The organism is Pseudomonas sp. MF09150 (genome assembly GCF_059862355.1).
The window spans coordinates 448,223-466,997 of sequence record NZ_JCBCUS010000002.1; the positions used below are offsets into that span (position 1 = coordinate 448,223).

At 60.6% G+C, this 18,775-nt stretch carries 13 protein-coding genes; 6 read left to right on the forward strand and 7 right to left on the reverse strand.

Annotated features, from left to right (window positions below; translation table 11 throughout):
• Positions 1–256: 256 nt before the first annotated feature.
• The gene (locus AC19YX_RS11520) at positions 257–1,246 is read right to left on the reverse strand and encodes a DMT family transporter (protein ID WP_500606276.1); all 990 of its coding nucleotides are present in this window, start codon (positions 1,244–1,246) and stop codon (positions 257–259) included.
• 92 nt (positions 1,247–1,338) lie between these two features.
• On the opposite strand from AC19YX_RS11520, the gene AC19YX_RS11525 reads away from it, so the two are divergent.
• The 3 genes from AC19YX_RS11525 to AC19YX_RS11535 all read left to right on the forward strand — a co-directional run bounded on the left by AC19YX_RS11525 (position 1,339) and on the right by AC19YX_RS11535 (position 6,291).
• The gene (locus tag AC19YX_RS11525; protein WP_500606277.1) at positions 1,339–2,301 is read left to right on the forward strand and encodes a LysR substrate-binding domain-containing protein; all 963 of its coding nucleotides are present in this window, start codon (positions 1,339–1,341) and stop codon (positions 2,299–2,301) included.
• A 142-nt stretch (positions 2,302–2,443) separates the two neighbouring features.
• Positions 2,444–4,444, forward strand: a complete 2,001-nt coding sequence (locus AC19YX_RS11530) for a DUF4034 domain-containing protein (RefSeq protein ID WP_500606278.1) — start codon at positions 2,444–2,446, stop codon at positions 4,442–4,444.
• A 5-nt stretch (positions 4,445–4,449) separates the two neighbouring features.
• On the forward strand, positions 4,450–6,291 hold the full coding sequence (locus AC19YX_RS11535; RefSeq protein ID WP_500606279.1) for a M48 family metalloprotease: 1,842 nt from the start codon (positions 4,450–4,452) through the stop codon (positions 6,289–6,291).
• Positions 6,292–6,309: 18 nt separating this feature from the next.
• Here the strand turns inward: AC19YX_RS11535 and AC19YX_RS11540 are convergent, their stop codons facing one another.
• On the reverse strand, positions 6,310–6,870 hold the full coding sequence (locus AC19YX_RS11540) for a hypothetical protein (protein ID WP_500606280.1): 561 nt from the start codon (positions 6,868–6,870) through the stop codon (positions 6,310–6,312).
• Positions 6,871–6,995: 125 nt separating this feature from the next.
• Here AC19YX_RS11540 and AC19YX_RS11545 point away from each other — a divergent pair, with 125 nt between their 5' ends.
• The 3 genes from AC19YX_RS11545 (at position 6,996) to AC19YX_RS11555 (ending at position 8,504) form a co-directional block, all read left to right on the forward strand.
• Positions 6,996–7,562, forward strand: coding sequence for a hypothetical protein (locus AC19YX_RS11545; RefSeq protein ID WP_500606281.1), 567 nt, complete (start codon positions 6,996–6,998; stop codon positions 7,560–7,562).
• A 70-nt stretch (positions 7,563–7,632) separates the two neighbouring features.
• Positions 7,633–8,196, forward strand: coding sequence for a DUF4272 domain-containing protein (locus AC19YX_RS11550; protein WP_078469375.1), 564 nt, complete (start codon positions 7,633–7,635; stop codon positions 8,194–8,196).
• A 65-nt stretch (positions 8,197–8,261) separates the two neighbouring features.
• Positions 8,262–8,504, forward strand: coding sequence for a hypothetical protein (locus tag AC19YX_RS11555; RefSeq protein WP_500606282.1), 243 nt, complete (start codon positions 8,262–8,264; stop codon positions 8,502–8,504).
• Between the two features lie 368 nt (positions 8,505–8,872).
• Here AC19YX_RS11555 and AC19YX_RS11560 read toward each other — a convergent pair whose 3' ends face one another.
• The 5 genes from AC19YX_RS11560 to AC19YX_RS11580 all read right to left on the reverse strand — a co-directional run bounded on the left by AC19YX_RS11560 (position 8,873) and on the right by AC19YX_RS11580 (position 18,775).
• The gene (locus AC19YX_RS11560; protein WP_500606283.1) at positions 8,873–9,190 is read right to left on the reverse strand and encodes a hypothetical protein; all 318 of its coding nucleotides are present in this window, start codon (positions 9,188–9,190) and stop codon (positions 8,873–8,875) included.
• Between the two features lie 767 nt (positions 9,191–9,957).
• Positions 9,958–10,281, reverse strand: a complete 324-nt coding sequence (locus AC19YX_RS11565) for a hypothetical protein (protein ID WP_500606284.1) — start codon at positions 10,279–10,281, stop codon at positions 9,958–9,960.
• The gene (locus AC19YX_RS11570; RefSeq protein WP_500606285.1) at positions 10,274–10,636 is read right to left on the reverse strand and encodes a hypothetical protein; all 363 of its coding nucleotides are present in this window, start codon (positions 10,634–10,636) and stop codon (positions 10,274–10,276) included. The genes AC19YX_RS11565 and AC19YX_RS11570 overlap by 8 nt, the downstream gene beginning before the upstream one ends.
• 541 nt (positions 10,637–11,177) lie before the next feature.
• Positions 11,178–11,651: a hypothetical protein gene (locus AC19YX_RS11575; RefSeq protein WP_500606286.1), complete on the reverse strand. Its 474-nt coding sequence runs from the start codon at positions 11,649–11,651 to the stop codon at positions 11,178–11,180.
• Positions 11,648–18,775: a two-partner secretion domain-containing protein gene (locus tag AC19YX_RS11580; RefSeq protein WP_500606287.1), complete on the reverse strand. Its 7,128-nt coding sequence runs from the start codon at positions 18,773–18,775 to the stop codon at positions 11,648–11,650. The genes AC19YX_RS11575 and AC19YX_RS11580 overlap by 4 nt, the downstream gene beginning before the upstream one ends.

Consider the following 18,775-nt stretch of genomic DNA (forward strand, 5'->3'; position numbering starts at 1 on the left):
TCCATCAGCAAAAGCCGCCAGCATACCTGCGCCGGCGTGTTCAGAGGCGAGGGAGCTTGCTCCCGCTCGGGCGGCCGGCGTCCTGGGGCGCAGAATCCGCAAACCCGAGTGCAAGATTTTCCTGACAGATCGCGGTGGCTGGGTTTGGGGTCGCTGCGCGGCCCAGCGGGAGCAAGCTCCCTCGCCACAGGTTGTTTTGTGCCTGAGCCAGCTTTTTTTGAGACAGACTTCTGTTCGTGTTGAGATGTTTACGCGGCTAATCCAAACGCCCACCCACGCACGCCCTGCCCTCACCCACCTCCTGCCCCCGCCCCGGCAAAATCACCCGCACCGCCAGCATTGCCCCCAGCAGCACGGCCCCCAGGCCCAAGGCTTCAAACAGGGTCGGCCAGCGCCCATGGAACAGCAGGCCAAGCACGCTGGCGAACAGGGACTCGAGGGAGATCAATTGGGCCGAGAGCACCATCGGCAGGTAGCGAGTGGCGAGGTTCCAGGCCCAGCCGCCGGCCACCGATGACAGCAGGGCCAGCGCCAGGGCCCAGGCGTAGAGCGAGCCGGCCTGATCGAAGCCGAACCCCAGGTGCGGCAGGCGCAACAGGTCGAGGTGCAGGCCGATCGGTAGCAAGCACAGGGTGCCCAGGGCGCCACCGGCCATCATCAGCCCGGTCCACGCACCGTTGGCGGTGGTCGGTAACTGGTCCATGGCGTGCTGGTTGAGCAGGCTGAACACCAGCCAGATCACCACCGCCAGCACCGAGAACAGCAGGCCAATGCCCAGCGATGGACCGGCGATAAGGGGTTGATTGAGGCTACCGAGGTGGATCAACAGCAAGCCGCACAGCAGAAAGCCCAGGGGCAACACCAGCCGGCTCCACGTCAATGTCGGGCAGCGGACATTGCCCAGCAGCGCCAGCAGCACCGGCACCAGGCCAATCAGGGCCGGAGTCAGTACCGGGCCGGCGAAGAGGATGCCGCCGGCGATGCAGGCGCTGTAGCCCAGGTAACCCATAACCCCCAGGCTCAGCCCGAGCCCGCGCTGCCACGGGCGGATAAAGGTCAGTTGGCGGTGGTGCATCAGCAGCAACACGCCGCCGACCAACCCCGCCAGCAGAAACCGCAGCGCCAGCAGATCAAACAGGCTGTAAGCCCCGCTGACGTAGGGCGCAATGAAGTTCAGCGCCCAGCTCAGGGTGGCGAACACGGCGCAGGCGATGCCAGCGGCCAGATGTGGGACAGGTTGGGACATGACAGCCTCCATCGATAACGTGGGGCCATACTGCGCAACGCCGGTTCTGTGCTACAAACGAGTTCTCAGCCGCCTATGCATAACCACAGATTATGAATGCTCTCGGCAAGTCCCTTCCCCCACTCGCCAGCTTGCTGCCGTTCGAGGCCGCCGCGCGGCTCGGCAGTTTTTCCCTGGCGGCGCAGGAGCTGCACATCACCCAGGCCGCCATCAGCCGGCAGATTCGCGGGCTGGAGGAGAACCTCGGTGTGCAGTTGTTCAGCCGGCGCAATCGCGCGGTGTTTCTCACGGCCCAGGGCATCGAGTTGTCGCGGGTGGTCGGCAGTGCCTTGCGCAGCATCGGCACCAGCGCCGACGAACTGCGTGGCGCGCCGCGCAAGAACCAGCTGGTGCTGCTGTGCCAGCTGTGCGAGGCCTTCTACTGGCTGATGCCGCGCCTGTCCGGTTTTCATCAGCGGCATGCGCAGATCGAGATCCAGGTGGTCACCACCACCCGCCCGCTGACCGAATTTAACGGCCATTTCGACGTCGCCCTGCAAAGCACCGGGCGCGCCAGCGGCTCCCAGGCCCTGGCGTTCACGGCGTCCGACGAGGTATTCCCGGTGTGCAGCCCGAGCTATCTGGCAGGTACCGCACTGCCGCTGGCCCTCACTGACTTGCCGCAGCACACCCTGCTGCACCACCGCTCCAGCCCGCCGCACTTGATGGAATGGGACAGTTGGCTGGGCAAGTTCGGCCTGACCCTGGCCCAGCACAGTGCCAGTCAGGTGTTCGATAACTACCCGATGATGCTGCAAGCCGCTGTCGAGGGGCATGGCATCGCCATGGGCTGGCAGCGCACGGCCAACCGCTTGATCGAGAGCGGCGCGCTGATCCGCCCTTGCGTGCAGAGCGTGCCGCTGCCGGAGGCGATCTCGGTGTTCAGCCGCTATCAGGATCGCGATCGTCACGAAACCCGGGCCCTGGTGCAATGGCTGGAGGATGAATTGCGCGCTGACGATGAGGCCCAGGCCGCCAAAAAGCTCGATGCCGACACCCCACCGCTGCCAACCTGAACATCCGGCTGCGTCACGCCTGCCATTGTATTAATATCACGCGGATTTTTTACCGCAGCCCGGGCGCGATGCCCCATGCGATACGCCCCACGCGCAAACCCCGGACTGCGCCGCCCCCTTACCCGATCAAGGATGATGCCCCTTGCATACCCTCTCTACCCTGCGCCTGCACGTTCGTGATCTGGTACGCACTGCCGCCTATGCCGAGCTGGATCACTACTACAACGAGCTCGAGGCGCAATGGCTGGAGGCGCCCACTGGCAGCCATCCCTACATCGATGCAACCCAGGCCGGGACGCTGTTCGACTACAGCACCCAGTCCTATGCGTCCGTGGCGCAGTTTCTCCAGGCCTGGATCGCGGCCTGCCCCGAGGCGTATCACCCACAACTGATCTGGGGCAAATTCTGCTTTGGCCGCGCCACCGACATCCGCGGCTACGGCTGGGCCCAGGGCGTATCCCAGGACTGCTGGCTGGGCGCAGCCATGGCCTGCGAGAACGCCACCGCGGCACTGCTGACCGCCATGCAGCGCTCGTCGCGCCCGGTGGCAGCCGGCATGGCCATGCTGCAATTGTCGTCACACTTCCAGGAGCCGGCCTGGCTGCTGGAGCTGTTCCGCCAACAGCCCGCCGTCACCTGCGCCGCCAACGACCAGGAGCCGGAACTGCTGGCCCAAGCCCTGGCGCACCTGGCCGACTATGGCCTGACCCCGCTGGCCCAAGCGCCTCAGGCGCTGCCGGAGCTGCTGCCGACCCGGGAGGCCCACGAAATGGACCAGGGCCAGGACTACTGGTTGCATCAGATCCTGCAATGGCGCCCCGCCTGCCTCGAAGCCTTGCTGGCCTACACCAATTATCTGCGGCCGCGCTGGGGCGGCAGTTACGAAGACATCGAAGGCCTGGCCAGCGGCCCGCTCGCCACCGGGCTGGACGAAGCGCAACGCAACGCGATCCGCTGGATTGGCGCCTACGACGCCATCAGCGACTACCCGGCCGCCGATGAAGTCAGCACCGCGCAAGCCTTCCAGACGCGCTTCGAAGCCTGGCTGCAACGCGACCTGCGGCCCGAAGAGCGCGGCGATGCCCTGGGCCGCTTCGCCAACTTCTGCAGCTACTCGCTGAACGACGAAGCCCGCGCCTACTCGCTGCATGTGGCCAGCGTCGCGGCCTTTGCGCCCGGGGTGTATTTCCGTGAGGTCGACGGCCCGTTCCACAGCTTCGCCTACCTGACCCTGATCCATCAGATGACGGACCACATCGACGTCTTCAGAGACGCGATCGAACGCATGTGCCGCATGGATGAATTGGCCACCCCGCTGGCCCTGGCCGCCGTGGGTCACGAGTTCGGGCTCTGGGGCTTTGCTCACGATGCGGAGCGCGCACGCACCCTGCTCAACCGCGCCGCGGTGCTGAGCAAAAACCAGATGGACGACAACTTCAATATCCTCAATGCCGGCTACCTGCTGTGGGACAGCGGCGCCCATGAGGCGGGCTACTACTTGATCCGACAATGCGCCGAACGCCGGGTACACGACGCCTCCAGTGCCATGTACGACATTCACCGGGGCAGCCGCAGCAACACCCCGGAGAGCTATATCAATGACGCCGCCCGCGAGTTCTGGCTGGAGCGCGCAGTGGCCGACGGTTCGGCCCTGGCCAAGTACAACATGGCCTGGGACCGGCTGTTCAGCCAGGGCCTGGACTTCAACGAGCGCAAGCACTTCAACGCCGTGCGCCAACTGCTGCAGGAGTCCCGCGAGGACCCGCGCTGCGAAGCATTCGCCCGGCTGCGGATCGGCGTGCTGCAACGCGACTTCGGCACCCTCGACGAGCAGGAAGAAGGCGTGCAGGGCTACCTGCGCTCGCTGATCGACGACCAGGACGACTGGGCCGCCGCCCGCGCCTGTGCGGAAATCGCCCTGGCCTACATGAACGGACGCGGCGCCAAGCGCAGCCGTTTTGCCGCCATCGAATGGGCCCAGCACGCCACCCGCCTGTTGCCGGACAACGAGGGCATCGAGGAAATCGAACGCGAGGTGCTCAACTCCCATAGCCTGGTGAAGACCGTGGGCACGGTGGTCGGGGCCTTTTTCAAGCGCGGCAACATCAGCCCCGACGACCTGCCATCCAAACCTGCGTCATGAGTGAAATGCCCAACCTGCGTCGACACCGGCTGCGGATCAGCGCCTGGCTGCTGTTGGGGGACGTGGCGCTGCTGACCCTGGGCCTGCTGCTCTGCCTGCTGCCGGCGCTGTTGCTGGTGGCCTTGCCGGGGCTGTTTGGAGTGCTGGCGGCGGTGGCGACCTTCCCCGCCGCGCCGTTCGGCCTGGTGATGCTCAAGGTTCCGTTCAGCAGCCGGGTCCAGGGGGATGAAGACGGCATCCCCTTGCTGCCCGAGCAGGCGCCGCAGCTGTTCACCGAACTGGAGCGGATCCGCAGCGAGCTGGGCGCGCCCAGGCTGGATGCGGTGTACCTCAACAGCCAGTTCAACGCCAGCATTCGCCAGCACCGGGTGCTCGCCGGCCGCACCCGCAATGTGCTGTGGCTGGGGCTGCCGTTGCTCGACACCTTGTCGCCCGCCGCCTGCGCGGCCATCCTCGCCCACGAATGCGCGCACATTGCCCATCGCCACGGGCGCTACGCCAGCCGGGTGTATTTCGCCCGCCTGCAATGGCATGCCGTCAGCGACCGACTGGAGCGCAATCGCACCCTGAGCGGCGCCCCGCTGCGGTTGTTCGTGGAGTGGTACGTGCCGAGGTTTCTCGATATCAGCCTGGATTTCGCCCGCCACTGTGAATACCAGGCCGATGCCGAGGCGGCGCGAGTCTGCGGCGCCGACACCTTCGCCCAGGCCCTGATCGGCACCGCCCTGCAACGCCGCGCCTTGGCCGAGGACTACTGGCCCAGGCTCTACACCCAGGCGGTGAACCAGCCCCGGGACGACCTGCAACCCCTGCTCGAACTGGCGCGCCACGGCCTGCTGGCGACCCCGGTGGACGCCGCCCAGGCCGGCACCTGGTTGCACGCCGAGCTGTGCAACAGCACCGAACGCAGCGACACCCACCCGGCACTGGCCGAGCGCCTGGCCGCGCTGGGCATCGACACCGCACGCACCGACCTGCCCCTGCACTGGCAACGCGCCCAACCCAGCGCCGCCCAGGCGTGGCTGGGAGAACAGCACCAGGCCCTGGCGCAACGTCTGGACCAAGAATTTGCCGAGTTCATCCGCGAGCGCTGCAACGACGCCCGCGACGACTATCAGGCCCTGGTCGGCGAACACCACGAGCTGTTGCGCAAGCAACGGATCCGCAGCCTCAACAGTGATGAGATCGCCCGCCTGGCCTGGCTGTATCGCACCCACCTGGACGACAACCCCCGGGCCGCCTCATTGCTGGAAGAGGCCCTGGGCCAGGACCCGGAACACCGCGCCCTGCGCCAGCAGCAAGCCTTCAGCCTGTATCAGGCCGGGGAGCATCAAGCCGCCGCGCAACGCTGGCAACAACTGGCCGCCGAGCCCGGGCCCTACCAGTTGGGCAGCTTGCGCCAATTGAGCATGCTGGCCATGACCACGCAGGACTGGGAGCAGGCCAGCCACTATCGGCAACAGGCCGACCGCCTGCAAAAACAGACCAACGCCGAGCAGGGCCCGCCGCAGTATCACGCCCATGAACTGGCCACCGTGGAAGTCAACAAACTGGCTCAGACCCTGGCCCCGCTGCTGCGCATCGCCAGCGGTGTCTGGCTGCTGCGCCAGCCCGATAGCCGGAACTATGTGCTGCTGGTCCAGGCCCGGGAGAACCTTCTGCTGCGCCTCGTCAGCCGTCTGACCGGCGAGCAGAACTACAGCCAGCGCAACTGCGAGCAACTGCTGGATCGGCTAATGCCCCGCCTGCACCTGAGGGTCCAGGCCTACCTCCTCGAAGACAACGACCCACGGCTTGCGCAGTGCACAGAGGCGGCGCGGATGCGTCTGGATGCGTCACCCGGCTGAGGCACGCTGGACAGCGGTTCAGGCGCCGTACGGGTGCGTCGGCGGCAGGCTGATATGGGCCGCCGCGGGCAGTTTCCTCAGGCGCTCCAGTACGCTGTGCAGCGCTTCCAGGCTCTGCTGGGTGCTGATGTGGATACAGGTGTCGTCGCCCAGAAACTGCCGAGTTTCGACGAGGTAGGTGCGGTACTGGGCATGACCGCGCCGCGGCAGATCGATCGACTGATCCAGGCTCGCGATGCGGGTGATATCACCGAAGGCAATGAAGTGCCGGTAAACGCCACCGGGGGCTGTTTCAGTGCCGCAGGCCAGGTGCAGGCCCTGGGCGTCGAACCAGGCCTTGGGCCGAGCAGGCGGAAACAGCAACCGGCGCACACCCAGGACCAGCAATGGAATCATCACAATCGACACGCCAAGGATCAGCGCCAGCACCTGCTGCCCCAGCGCCACCGCCCCCAGCAACCCGAGCACCAGCACCAGCCAGCCATAACGCAATACCCGGAAAGGGCCCGGCACAGGCGTGGCCAGCGCCGGCAGTTCCCCCCCATCGGCCCACAGGCTGATGTGCTCGGGAAACAACATGATGGGCTCACTCGCAGACGGGCTGTACTCAGGCATTCACAAATCAGCTGGTAAAAAAAGTGCCGCCATATTACTAGGTACGACCCGCACCGCCTCAACATCTCGCCATGGAAGCCACCCCCCTTATGCCCACCCTGTCGCTAACCCTGCGCCGCCTGTTACTCGGACTGCTGCCCCTGCTGCTCACAACCCACGCCTGGGCAGCGGCGCCGGCCAGGACCGTGATCGATTGCGAGCTGGCGGGCCCTTCCCAGCGGCTGGCCTTGCTGCGCAGCGCCGCCTTTGTCGATTCGTTTATCTATCGCCTGCGCCATGGGACGCAGACCTGGCTGCTCTACAACAGCGAGGACGATTCACTGGGCATGAATGTGCAATGGCAATGCGTGGCCACCGGTACCAACAGCCACCTGCTGCTACTGTCCGGCGAGTTCACCGCCAATTACCTGCAAGGCGCGGCGTTCTACTGGGACCCCAAGGGCAGTCAGGTGCAGCGCATCGATTTTTCCGAAAGAAACCGCCCCGGCTGGGTGCAGGTGACTGCCCAGGGGCCACGGGTCATCTTCAACAATGTCGGCCATGAGAGCAGCCACCGCTACCTGGTGTACGGCCCGCGCGATGCCTACGAAGAGCTCGACCAACTGCCTGCCGGGCTGATCAAACTGCACGCAAAAACGACTGACACCACACGTTGAACGCCGCCGAGGGCTGTGCCAGGATCGCCCTCCCGGCCCGTTCGGCCAGAGAAATGGAGCTTCGCAGCAGATGACCGACCACGACGATGACGCCATGAGCCCACGCACCCCGGAACAGGTCGCGCAGCGCCTGCTGGCCCTGACGGCCACCGTGTCGCGCACCTACTCGGCAGCGGACTCGCCGGAACTGGCCTGGGTCAAGCAGCACGGTGTCGAGGCGTTTTTCTCGGATGAGGAACGGGCGTTTTACCAGCAACCGGAGCCCACCGAGCAGCAGTTGGTCAACTTCAGCTGGCGCGCCGAAGGCCTGGTCGCAGTGGCCTGGGCCCTGGGCGGGCTCGACCAGCTTCCGGCGCTGAACCTGACGGCAGACCTGAAGAGCATCCGCCTGCTGGCCCAGGCCATGAACGACCCTAAAGCCTTTATCGCCCAGGCCCAACTGCGCCCGGCGGCCGATATCGAAGCCGCCGAAGGCGAGCTCTATCAACAGCACTGGCGGGTGCGCGACGCCCAGTTGTTCAACAAACCGATGCCCGAGGAACTCCACCCCGGGGTGGTGTACGAACGACGCTATGCCTTGAGCTGGCTGGTGGGCTATGGCGACGATTGGGATGAGGTGCCGACTGATACTTGAGGGCTAGCCGGGGACAGCGCTGGCCGCGGGATGACTGTGATTTGATAAAGGTGACAACACGGCGGATGAAGGAACACGTATTCCTACAAGCAAAAAAGGGTGACTGGAAAGTCGCCCTTTTTTGCTCGAAATTGATTCCCTATCGCATTCGTGCGGTTGCTCAATTGCTGGAAAACTTCGTCACTTCTGATGAGGGTCGTCACAACTCTATAGCCCTTCAAGAAATGACACTTGCTTGCACCATTCTGTTGCGTGATGGTTGCGACTTGTTGGATGTAGTCGGGCGACAGTTACAAAAACAGCTTTGAGGTGAACAAAAACGGGCGGCGTTAGCCGCCCGCTTTATTGCCTATATAAAATTAAATTATTAAAGAGCGAAAGACTCACACCAAATTATAAAATAATTACACCTCTCATACGCTAAAAGTTGCTTGGTAGTGATGCGATAACTTCAATAAAAGCGCCTCCTCTCATCACTGCTCACCGGTTGAAAATCGCCGCCGACTTCTACCCGGCCAACGACAAGGACACTAACCACCGCCCGGTACGCGTCCTGGATCAGACTCCGAGGACTGTGGTTACGGCAGGCGGGGTTTGAGGTGAACGAGAACGTTAAAGGGATGTTTGGTGATTATCACGGAGTAAGAAAACACCCCTGGCTTGGCCAGGGATATTTCTAGTCAAACAGTTCATGTCTGAGCAAACAAAATTCTGTGCTTAACAACGATTTAATCTCCTCAGAACGCAAAGTCATGTCTACATAAAGTAAAACCGGATAGTCAGAGAACATTTGCTCAACAGCCTCTCCATCAAAAGGGTCAATATTTCCTTTCAAAACAAAGCTTTCTGACTCCTCGTCACCAAACTTATAATAGATCCCTCCTTGATATGAACTCTCTCTCTCCTCAAGAGAGAAGCTTAACTTTTCCTCAATTTTTGATTTGGCCTCCAAAATAGCCATACCCTTGAAACCATATAAATCATAAGCAGCCATTTTAGTCACTTAGGCAAAATAAGACTTGGGGCTCGACTTGTTGCCGAGGGTGTCGAACCATAAATCATAAAGTTAACATCTCGACCGGCTTGCTTACTCAGCTGACTAGCCAGATCATTTAAACCTAACACTTTTAGGTCTCTCGTGCTTAGTGGGCCAGTTCGCGCTCCGCCACTTCTTAGCCCAATCCCCAAAGATTCTGCTTTTCGCAAAAGCTCCGGACTTGCCAGTGCAATATCAAAGTCACTAGTCCTTCCAACATCAAACGCCTGTCCAGTTCGATAACTTTTACCTGTTACCGCGCTCCCCTGAAGAATGGGCTCAACATTTCCGTAACCAGCTTTCGACAGACCATCTCTAACACTACCGCCGAAACTAGAAAACTCCTTTGCATTCGTAAACCACAGCACTACCGTCAGAATAAGTTATTTTGTAATGCTCACCTTGATGAGTGGATGGGGACACATCTCTACCTATAGTTGATGGACTGTGTTGAATTCCCTTAACCCCAGTAGTACCGCCTTCAATTTTATATACTTGAGCATTACCGGAGGCCTTAGACTTTATTGAAACAGTTGCAGTTGCGCCATCCATAGTTAGTGACTGCTTAATATCATCAATCGATTTACCCCAAACACTAGAAGGCTTACCAACAATATCGCGGGGTATATCAGACTGAGCAGCAAGGTTGTTTTTCAGCCCTTCTTTGGCTATCGAGGAAGTAGCTGGAATCTCTTTCCCTACCGCACCAGTTCCTTTTGCAGCATCTAATCAACCGAAACTGACGAGAAGTAAAATGACAACTTATTATCTTCGAGATCGATCAATTGATAACGCATCCTGTCAAAACCCGAATCTAGCTTACTCACGCTCATATGCATCAGCTGAGTCAACCCGCCGCCAATATCACGGGACGTAAAATGACTGATATCAATAAATCTGATACGCACAACATCAGCCTCTGCCTTTTCAGAAACCGAGATCGATAGAGATAAATCATAGCCCCCCCCTTCTTCATTCAACTGAATACTAATGGCGCACAAGCAATTGTGAGCAACAAGTAACTCATTCAATTGCAGAACTTTAATCATGATTTACCCTCGTCTCTTTACCATTGGCTCCATAGCCAGGACCATATTCGTAGGTATGCGTGTGCGGATCGGAATGATATTCCGCAGGCTTTCCTTTGTCTCCATATCCATGATTCGTGTAATCCGTTCTCTTAACCTGTCGACCATACTGATCGTACTCGATCACAGATTTTTCAAGCTTCCCAGTCGCTGGGTTATACCTCTCTTGTGTCGTACTCTTTGTGCCAGGCGTCGTCTGATGTGGCTTCTTCCCGGTAAACACCTCGTCTGGAAACTTTCCTTCCTTTGCCGCAGTTCCTTTTGCAGCAATAAACAAAGCATTTAGTTGTTTTTTAGCTGCCTGACCGGATCCCAATCATTAGGTTTTAGTTGATGCTTGCTCCACCACTGCATCCCCTCAAAAACCCACTTTCCACGTAAATCGGAATGAGCGGTTGTCGAGTCATCATATCCAAATTCCGTCCCGCAGCATGGACAAATATTGTACGAGGCACAGCCAAAACTGTCATACGCCGGCTCATTAAGATCAGGATATCTGCATACCGGACATACATATTTTTTATTACTATTGGGCATTAAAACAGTCCAAGCTTGACCCCTTACCAAGCACTGCTGGATCAGGTTTGTAGTACGTGCGTATACTTCCCCCACTTGATACGACACCAAATTCATCGGTGCCAGGGTTGTAGCGTACGATATCTCCATTAGGTCTTGCTTTTTCAAGCACGCCCGCAGGTTTCGAGGCTGTTAAAAACTTATCAGCTTGTGCTTGATACTCAAGCTTATTTTTTGCGCCAAAGTCACTGCCATGACGTGCAAAGTGGTCATCAAATTTTGGTTGGTCGACAAACTTCGCTCCGCTTCCTGTCGCTTTTAGAGTTCCTCCCTTTGCAGCATTAGCTCACAGAAATAAATTCTAACCCCTCGCTGATAATTATCTCTTCTGGCACTTCACCATAAACATAAAGCTCATCCCCCAAATTCAAAACTGATAGCTGACAGCCTTTATAGAACGAAAGGGAAATCCCTACAATTGCTTCTTCTGCAGATGAGCTTATAGATGAAGCCGAAATCAACCTATCCCCAACAACATTGGAGAAGCAAGATTCACTAGAGATACAATAGACAACTTGTTCACCGTACTCCCCCAACTCACAACCAACAATTGGACTCAGCGAAAAACATATTGAAGCGCCATCACTTCCACAATACAATCTTCCAGGCTCAGAGGCATCGAATTGAAAACTAATTTCTTGAGGCGATGAGCCTCTTTCAGAACCCAAAACATGGAATAGAGCATTTACTAAAACCAGCTTCTTTCCGATAACTTTCTGAAACCAAGCAATCATGAATTCTGGGGAACTCATCATCTTACCCCTCCCTTCAATGCAGTCTTTACAGAGAGGTTCTCAGTTACGCCATCTTTCAGGATAGTCACGAACATTCCGTTAGGCTTAGTAACGACCACATCATTACCTTTAATCCTGAAGAATACATCTCCACGTAACCCATTCGCTCCTTGCCCAGCAAAAGTCCCAGGAATAACTTTTTCAGGATTATTTCCAATATCATTAATTCGATCAAGAACCATTTTACGATCTGCGGGATTGGCCGGATTGCCACCATAATCTTTAACATGCTTCCGAAACTTCGTACCTACCTGGTTCGAGTCAACCTTAAAGACGGCACTGGAACCCACACCACTTGCAGGTACAGACGTACTACCAGGTTTTGATAATAAACCATGAGCCTCTCCTTTTGCCCCCAAAAATCCGCCCATTGCGGCGAGAAGTGCACTTCCCCACTCAGCTTTTTCCGGGGAAACTCCCTTATTTTCAAGAGAGGATTGACCTTGAGCCTGTGTGAGAGTGCCTATGGCACTTGTATTCTGCAACTGATAGCGATGCAGATCCGCCTTGAACATCGAAGGAATGCTGTCATCAAAATACATCTTCGCCAGGCGCTCCTGCAGACTATTTCTGTCGTGCAGTAGGTCGCCGTATAAGGTCGGACAAGTTGACGGATTTCTGCCGCAGTCCGCAGCGAGCTCATCATCAAGTTGAACACTGAGCTTTCTGAATCGCTCCCTGACCTCGTCACAGTTCCCAAGGGCCTTACAGTTACGTGCCTCTTTCTCTAAATCATCTAGTTCCTGATGACCTAAGTAGTTGTACTGCGTAGCATTCTTCGCCACCCAACCACCCTTCTCCATCGACTGCGCATCCGCATCCTTCTGCGCCGCAGCCGTCAGCACGCCCACGATTTGCGAGCTCATGGACAGCAGCGTTTTGTTACCGCTCACCAGCTTGTCCAGGTGGACTACCAGGGCCTCGTTCACTCCTGCCGCCAAGGCGCCGGTCTTGAAGTCGCCGCCGGTGGCTTTTGACAGCAGGCCGCCGACCATGGCGTGGACCAGGATCTTGGGTGGCATGCCTTCAGTCAGCACGCCTTCGGTGTAATCACCCACGGCATTGAAGCTCGCAGCGGCCAGGGTATTGAACAGCGCGCTTTTCAGCGCATCGCTGGCACTGCCGCCCTGCCCCAGCGCCTTGCTCAGCAGCATTGACGTACCCGACTGCAAGGTCTGGTTGGCAGCGAACTGGCCTACCCCTGTCCAGGTGCTCAGGTTCGGGACGGTGACTTTGCCGGTATACGGATTGGTTTGAGTTCCCGTCAGCCCGTCGAAAACGCCGGAGGTCAGCCCCGCTGTCGCACCAGCGATCAGGTAGCCTTTCATGGCATTCGAAGAGGTCACGTCCTTGAACACGGCCCCGAGGTTACCGCCGTTATTGATAAAGCTCACGGTCGCGTTGGTAGAGGCTCCGGATGCAACGGCGCCCACTACGGCACCGGTCGTACCGCCCCCGACCAGCCCACCGGCCATAGGCCCGATTACCGCGCCCATCAATATCGCAATAATGATCTGCGACGCCGGCCCAAGCCCCGAGTTGCTGTACTTGAAGGAGTCGTGGATTTCCTTCACTTGGCGCCAGTCGACATCACCGCGTTGCTCGGCGTCCTTGAGCCACGCCAGCTGCGGATCGGCGGCGACCATGGCGTCGATGGTCTGGCTGACGCTTTGCCGGTTGACCTGCCGCACGTCGATCTGCAGGCCATCAACGGCCTTGATCACGATGTTGCCGGCCGCCACCATCTGGCTCTGGCGCAGGGTTTCGTCGGTATTGCCCTTGCCTTTGGAGGAAACCCAGAAGGCGTTGTTGTTGGTCTTCTCGTGACTCTCCTGATGCAGGTCCTTCACCCCTTCAAAGGCGATGGCTCCGCCGCTGTCGAGGAGGATGTCGCGGCCGCTGTCGAGCTTGGCCACTTGATAGGTTTGGTCGCCACCGCTCTTGAGGGTCAGGTCGCCGCCGGCCTTGATGGTGCTGCCCACGTTAGTGATGTCGGTGACTTCGTCGCGCTGGGTTTTCTTGCTGCCCCAACTGCCCTTTTTCTTCATGTCGTACAGCGAGTAATCGCTGTTTTCGGCGGCCAGCAGGTTGAGTTGCTGGCCGGCATGGACATAAGCCTCTTCACCCGCCTCGAGCGTGCTGGCCACCAGGGTGGCGTCGCGCCCGGCCAGCAGGTCGAGGTTGCCACCCGCGCTGAATTCGCTCGCGACTTGGCGAGTCTGGCTGTCGATGCTGTGGACTTTTTTCTGACCCTTTTTGTAGCGGCTTTCTAGGGTGTGCTCGTCGGCGGCGGAGGCCAGGTTGATGTCCCGCGCAGCCTCGACACTCAGGTCCTGTCCGGCGCTGGCGCTGCTGGCCAGGGCGTTGATGTCGTTACCGGCCTTCAGCGTGAGGTTGCCCTCGGCACTGACGCTGGAGCCCAGCTGGGTCATGTGCTCTTCGCGGCGTATGCCGCGCCCCAACGCTTCGACGCTGAGGGTGCGGTCTTCGACGGCAAGCAGGTTGATGTCGTTGCCAGCGCTCAGGGTGGCGTCACCGCCACTGCTGATCCGCCCTGCGTTCACCAGATCCTGCGCTGCGTTCAGGGTCAGTTGCGAGCCGGCGCTGATCAGGCTGCCAGCGTCCACATGGGTCACGCTGCCGGCACCGACCGTCAGGGCGGTGGCTGTGCGATCGTTGACGATATGGCCGCTCAGGCTGGTGAGGTCGACCTTATCGGCACGAATCTCCCCGGCCAGGGCATTGCGGATGCTGCCCTGCGCCAGCAGGCTCAAGCGGTCGTTGGCGTGGACCAGCCCTCCCTGAAGGACGCTGCCACCGCTGATCAAGGTGAGGTCTTTGCTGGCGCGCAAGGTCCCCACGTTCTTCAGGTCAGCCCCGCTGATCAGGTTGACGTCACGCCCTTGAATCAGGCTGGCGCCGCGCAGGTTTCGAGAATCGACCTTGGCCAAGTACAGCACCGGGGCGAGTACCGATTCGCCGTCGACCAGCCGCTCTTCCATCCAGACGATGTCATGGGTCAGGGCCGCCACCTGCTCAGCCGTCAGGCCCACGCCGACACTCAAGCCCAGGGCGCTCTTGCTGCCGATGGCGTTATCCATCAGGTACTGGAACTGCTCGTAGTCGCTGCTCAGGCCATTGGCAAGGAAGCGCTGGCCGGTCTGGGCCCGCACGGCATCGGCGATCAGGCGGGTTTCATATTGCCCATCGCCCAGGCGCCGAGACGCTTCGCGAAAATCGTAATTGAGTTGGCCCAGCAGGTAGTCCGAACTCATGAACCGCTTGAGGTCGGTCAGTGCCGGATTGGTTTCGATCAGGTACTGACTCGCCGGGTTGCGGCTCTGGGTGAACAGGCCATATTCACCCTGGGGCAAACGGAAGGTCGGCAGCGAAGTCGGGTCGACGCTGACGAACGGCGCGTCGCTGAAGTCCTGTGGCACGAAGCTGACGTGGACGCTGCCATCGGCATTGACGACTTCAACCCGCTTCACGTCTTTCAACGGCCCCGGCGCGCCGGCCTGGGTGCCGAGAATCACCTCCTGGCCACCAGCGCCATAGGCCTGGCTGTCCAGGGTGGTTCCACGGAGTTGAGCGTCGCCCTGGGGGCTGAGGGTTCCGTTGACCAGTTCACCGCTGATGTTCAGGCTCAGGGTCGCGCCGGCTTGTACGGTGCCACTTTCAAGGGTGTTGGTGCCGGGGGTGAGGGTGCTGTTGCTGCTGTGAACCCCATATTGGGTGATCGAGACAGGGATCGGCGCCTGGTCTTCCGGAGCCAGACCGGCGTTCCAGGCGTTCCAGGCATTGGTCGCCGCTTCGGTCACGCGGTAGGCGCTTTGGCTCACGTCGCTGAGGAAGTAATTGACAGTCTCGACGCGGTTGTCGAGGGTCAGCCCCCGGTTGTAGAAGTTGGCCGCCGTGACGCTGAGGTTACGGTTGGCCGCCAGCAGGCTCTGGCCATTGGTGACGGTGACGGCCTCCAGCAACAGGTCGCGATTGGCCAGCAGGCGCGCCGCCGGCGAGTCCTTGAGAACGGAGCCCTCGTAGGTGGTGCGCACGATGTAGTAGCCAGAGTGGCGATCGCCCCGGCAGTCGATGCAGTTGATCAGAATGTTGCGGTTGGCCACGCTTTCGCCGGCTTCGAAGTCGGCCTTGGCGTTCTCCAGTTCACCGACCTTGAGTTGCAGGTCGCCTTCGCTTTCGATGCTGCCGGACAGGTTGCGCATTTCACGGGCACGGCCGCCGTCGACCGCAGCGAAGCTCAGGTTGCCTTTGCTGTAGAGATCGGCGTAGCGATTGAGCAGGCTGTCGGCGCGCAATTGCATATCGGCGCCGCTGAAGATCAAGCCGCCGGACTGGTTGCTGATGCCCTGGATGGCGGTAAGGCCAAGGAACTGTTGCGCGCCCAAGGTGCCGCGGTTGTCGATGCCATGGGCGCGCACATTGAGTTGAGTGCCAGCGGTCAGGCGCCCCAGGTTGTCGAGCAGCCCGGTCAGGTTGACTTCGGCCTCGGCGGCACTGGCGATGCGCCCGCCCTCCTGGGTCAGGTTGGCGGCGTCGATACGCAACGCTTTCTGGGTCGAGATCAAGCCCTGGTTGTTAAGGTCACCGGACAACGTCAGGACCAGGTCGCCATCGCTCAGCAGCTGGCCGGCGTTGTTCAGGCTGACGGCTGCCAGGCTGAGGTTGCCGGCACTGGCGATACGGTCGCCGGCCATCAGGGAGATGCTGTTCAGGCCACTGACATCCAGTGCGCCGTTGAGGTGCCAGACACCGGCGCCATCGACCTGGGCGATATTCCAGGCGCCACTGCCCTGGCCGATCACCCGGCCCTGGGCACCGAACAGGCTGGCCGAACGCAGGCCGAACGAGCCGCTGCCCGCGTGTTCGATCTGCCCGCCAACGTTGTGCAGGGTCCCGGCTTGCAGGCCAAAGTCGCGGCTGCCAATAGCGATGCGTCCGCTGCGGTTGTCCAGTTCGCCGCCGAGCTGGATACGACTCAGCTCACCCAGGTAGGCAATCAGCCGGCCGCCGGCACTGTTGTCCAGACGCTGCCCCTCGATCAGCAGGTGCTGGCTGGCCTCGATCAATCCGCCCTGGTTGTTCAGTCGCGCCACGCTCAGTTGCAAATGGCCGTCCAGGCTGGCGAGGTGGCCTGCGCGATTGTCGGCTTCGTCGGCGGTCAGGCTCAGGCTGCTGGCGCTGATACTGCCCTGCCGATTGTCCAGGTGCTCCAGCTCGAGCTGCGCATGACTGCCCCCGGCAATGACCTGGCCCTGCTGGTTGTGCAAGTACGCACTGCCCAGTTTCAAGCCGTTGCTGCCCGCCAGCAGTTGGCCGCCGTCGCGGTTATCAATCGCGGTCTTGGCCTGGACCTGCAGGCCGCTGCCGAGCACTTGGCCGCCCTGGTTGTCCAGGCCTCCCTGGGTGGCGGTGACCTGGACGTGCTCGCCAACCATCACGCCACCACGGTTGTCGAGGCTGGCCGCCGAGAGCTCCATGTCCCCGGCCGAGGCTTGCAGGCGCCCCTGTTGATTGTCGAGCGCCTGCTCCACCGTCGCACTCAGGCGACCGGCCTCGGCCACGATGTGGCCCTGCTCACTGTTGTCCAGACTCTTGGCGTCCAGGGTGACCTGCTTGCCGAGCATCACGCCGTTGCGGTTGAGCATGGCCCCACCGTCCAGGCGCAGCTTGCTTTCGGCTTGCAGCGTGCCGCCACGGTTGTCCAGTTGCTCGCGGGCGCTCACCTTGGTCTCGCCGGTACTGGCGCCGATCAGGCCATTGCGGTTGTCGAGGTGGGTGGCACTGAGCTGGACCTGGGCACCGATCAGCTTGCCGTCGCGGTTGTCCAGTGTCTGCTCGGTGCCGATATCGAGCTGGCGCGTGGCGATGACCTGCCCGGCGTTGCGCAGGTGCTGCGCGGTGATCTGCACATCGCCGCGCGAATTGCGGCTGTTGTCGGGATTGACCCCGGCCTCGATGGCGCCGAGGTTGGTCAGTTGCCCGTTACTGGCCAGCATTACCTTGCCGCCAGCGGCCATGCTCTTGTGGCTGAACAGTTCATCGCGGGTGTTGATGTCCAGGTCGCCGCCGGCATACAACGCCTCCTCGGCCCGCAGGGTCTGGGCCTTGACGCTCAGCGCCGCCGTGGCGGCGGTGGTGGCCATGGTCAGGTTACCGTCAACATCGATGTGGATATCGCCGGCGCTGGCGGCCATTTCTCCCGAGAGTTTGACGCCTACTCCTTGCTCGGTGCCCACCAGCTTGATCGCCCCGGCGTACATGCCGCCCAAGGCACTGCTGTCGATGGCCAACTGCGGCGCCGGGGAGCCGCCTGGCGCCAGGGCCGTGACGGCCAGGCTGCTGGCGTCCACCTCGTTGCGCCCGGCGATGACGTTGAGTTTTTTTGCATGGAGCTTGGCGTTGATCTTGGCCGAACGCGTGATCAGGTCGAACTGGTTGAGGTTGCTGGCATTGGCGCCGGCACCCTCGATGGCGATATCCCCGCCATCGACCGTGAAACGGTCCAGGCGGCCCTGGTCGACGACCGGCTTGCCCGTGGTCAGTGTGGCCTGGGGGGTGTTGATGAAGCCGCAACCGTCGCACGTAATGCCGTAAGGGTTGGCGATGATCACCCGTGCGGCCTGCCCGGCCACTTCGGTGTAGCCCTTGAGCTGCGTGCGGTTGTTGCTGGTGACCTCGTTGAGGATGGTGGTCGCGGATTGACCTTGAAGGTGGCTGTTGCCGAGGATGATTCCGCCCAACTGGGTGCTCTGGGTCCGGTCGATCGCGTTGTTGAGGATCAGGCCCTGGCTACCGACGTTGTAGTGCTCGAACGTGTTATGCGACAGGCCATTGCTGTTGGGCTGGGCAATGTTGATGACCGGGACGCCGTTGGCCGCCGCACCGAGGCTGCCACCGCCGCCATTGATGGCAATGCCCTCGGCCTGGACCAGCAAGGGTTGCCAGACCATCGCGTTGGCCAGAATCAGTGCCAGGCCGCGCCTGGCCAAGCCTCGAAAACCCTCGAGAGTGTGCAGTCGGGTCGCAGGTCTGCAGGTCGCGGTGGCCTGTTGCGTAACGTCCAT

Bases quoted from the DNA above. Each gene is read 5' to 3' on its own strand.
- AC19YX_RS11535 (WP_500606279.1), top strand. From the start codon at position 4,450: ATGCCCAACCTGCGTCGACACCGGCTGCGGATCAGCGCCTGGCTGCTG.
- AC19YX_RS11520 (WP_500606276.1), bottom strand. From the start codon at position 1,246: ATGTCCCAACCTGTCCCACATCTGGCCGCTGGCATCGCCTGCGCCGTG.
- AC19YX_RS11565 (WP_500606284.1), bottom strand. From the start codon at position 10,281: ATGATTAAAGTTCTGCAATTGAATGAGTTACTTGTTGCTCACAATTGC.
- AC19YX_RS11550 (WP_078469375.1), top strand. From the start codon at position 7,633: ATGACCGACCACGACGATGACGCCATGAGCCCACGCACCCCGGAACAG.
- AC19YX_RS11545 (WP_500606281.1), top strand. From the start codon at position 6,996: ATGCCCACCCTGTCGCTAACCCTGCGCCGCCTGTTACTCGGACTGCTG.
- AC19YX_RS11575 (WP_500606286.1), bottom strand. From the start codon at position 11,651: ATGATGAGTTCCCCAGAATTCATGATTGCTTGGTTTCAGAAAGTTATC.
- AC19YX_RS11540 (WP_500606280.1), bottom strand. From the start codon at position 6,870: ATGTTGTTTCCCGAGCACATCAGCCTGTGGGCCGATGGGGGGGAACTG.
- AC19YX_RS11555 (WP_500606282.1), top strand. From the start codon at position 8,262: ATGAAGGAACACGTATTCCTACAAGCAAAAAAGGGTGACTGGAAAGTC.
- AC19YX_RS11580 (WP_500606287.1), bottom strand. From the start codon at position 18,775: ATGGACGTTACGCAACAGGCCACCGCGACCTGCAGACCTGCGACCCGA.
- AC19YX_RS11560 (WP_500606283.1), bottom strand. From the start codon at position 9,190: ATGGCTGCTTATGATTTATATGGTTTCAAGGGTATGGCTATTTTGGAG.
- AC19YX_RS11525 (WP_500606277.1), top strand. From the start codon at position 1,339: ATGAATGCTCTCGGCAAGTCCCTTCCCCCACTCGCCAGCTTGCTGCCG.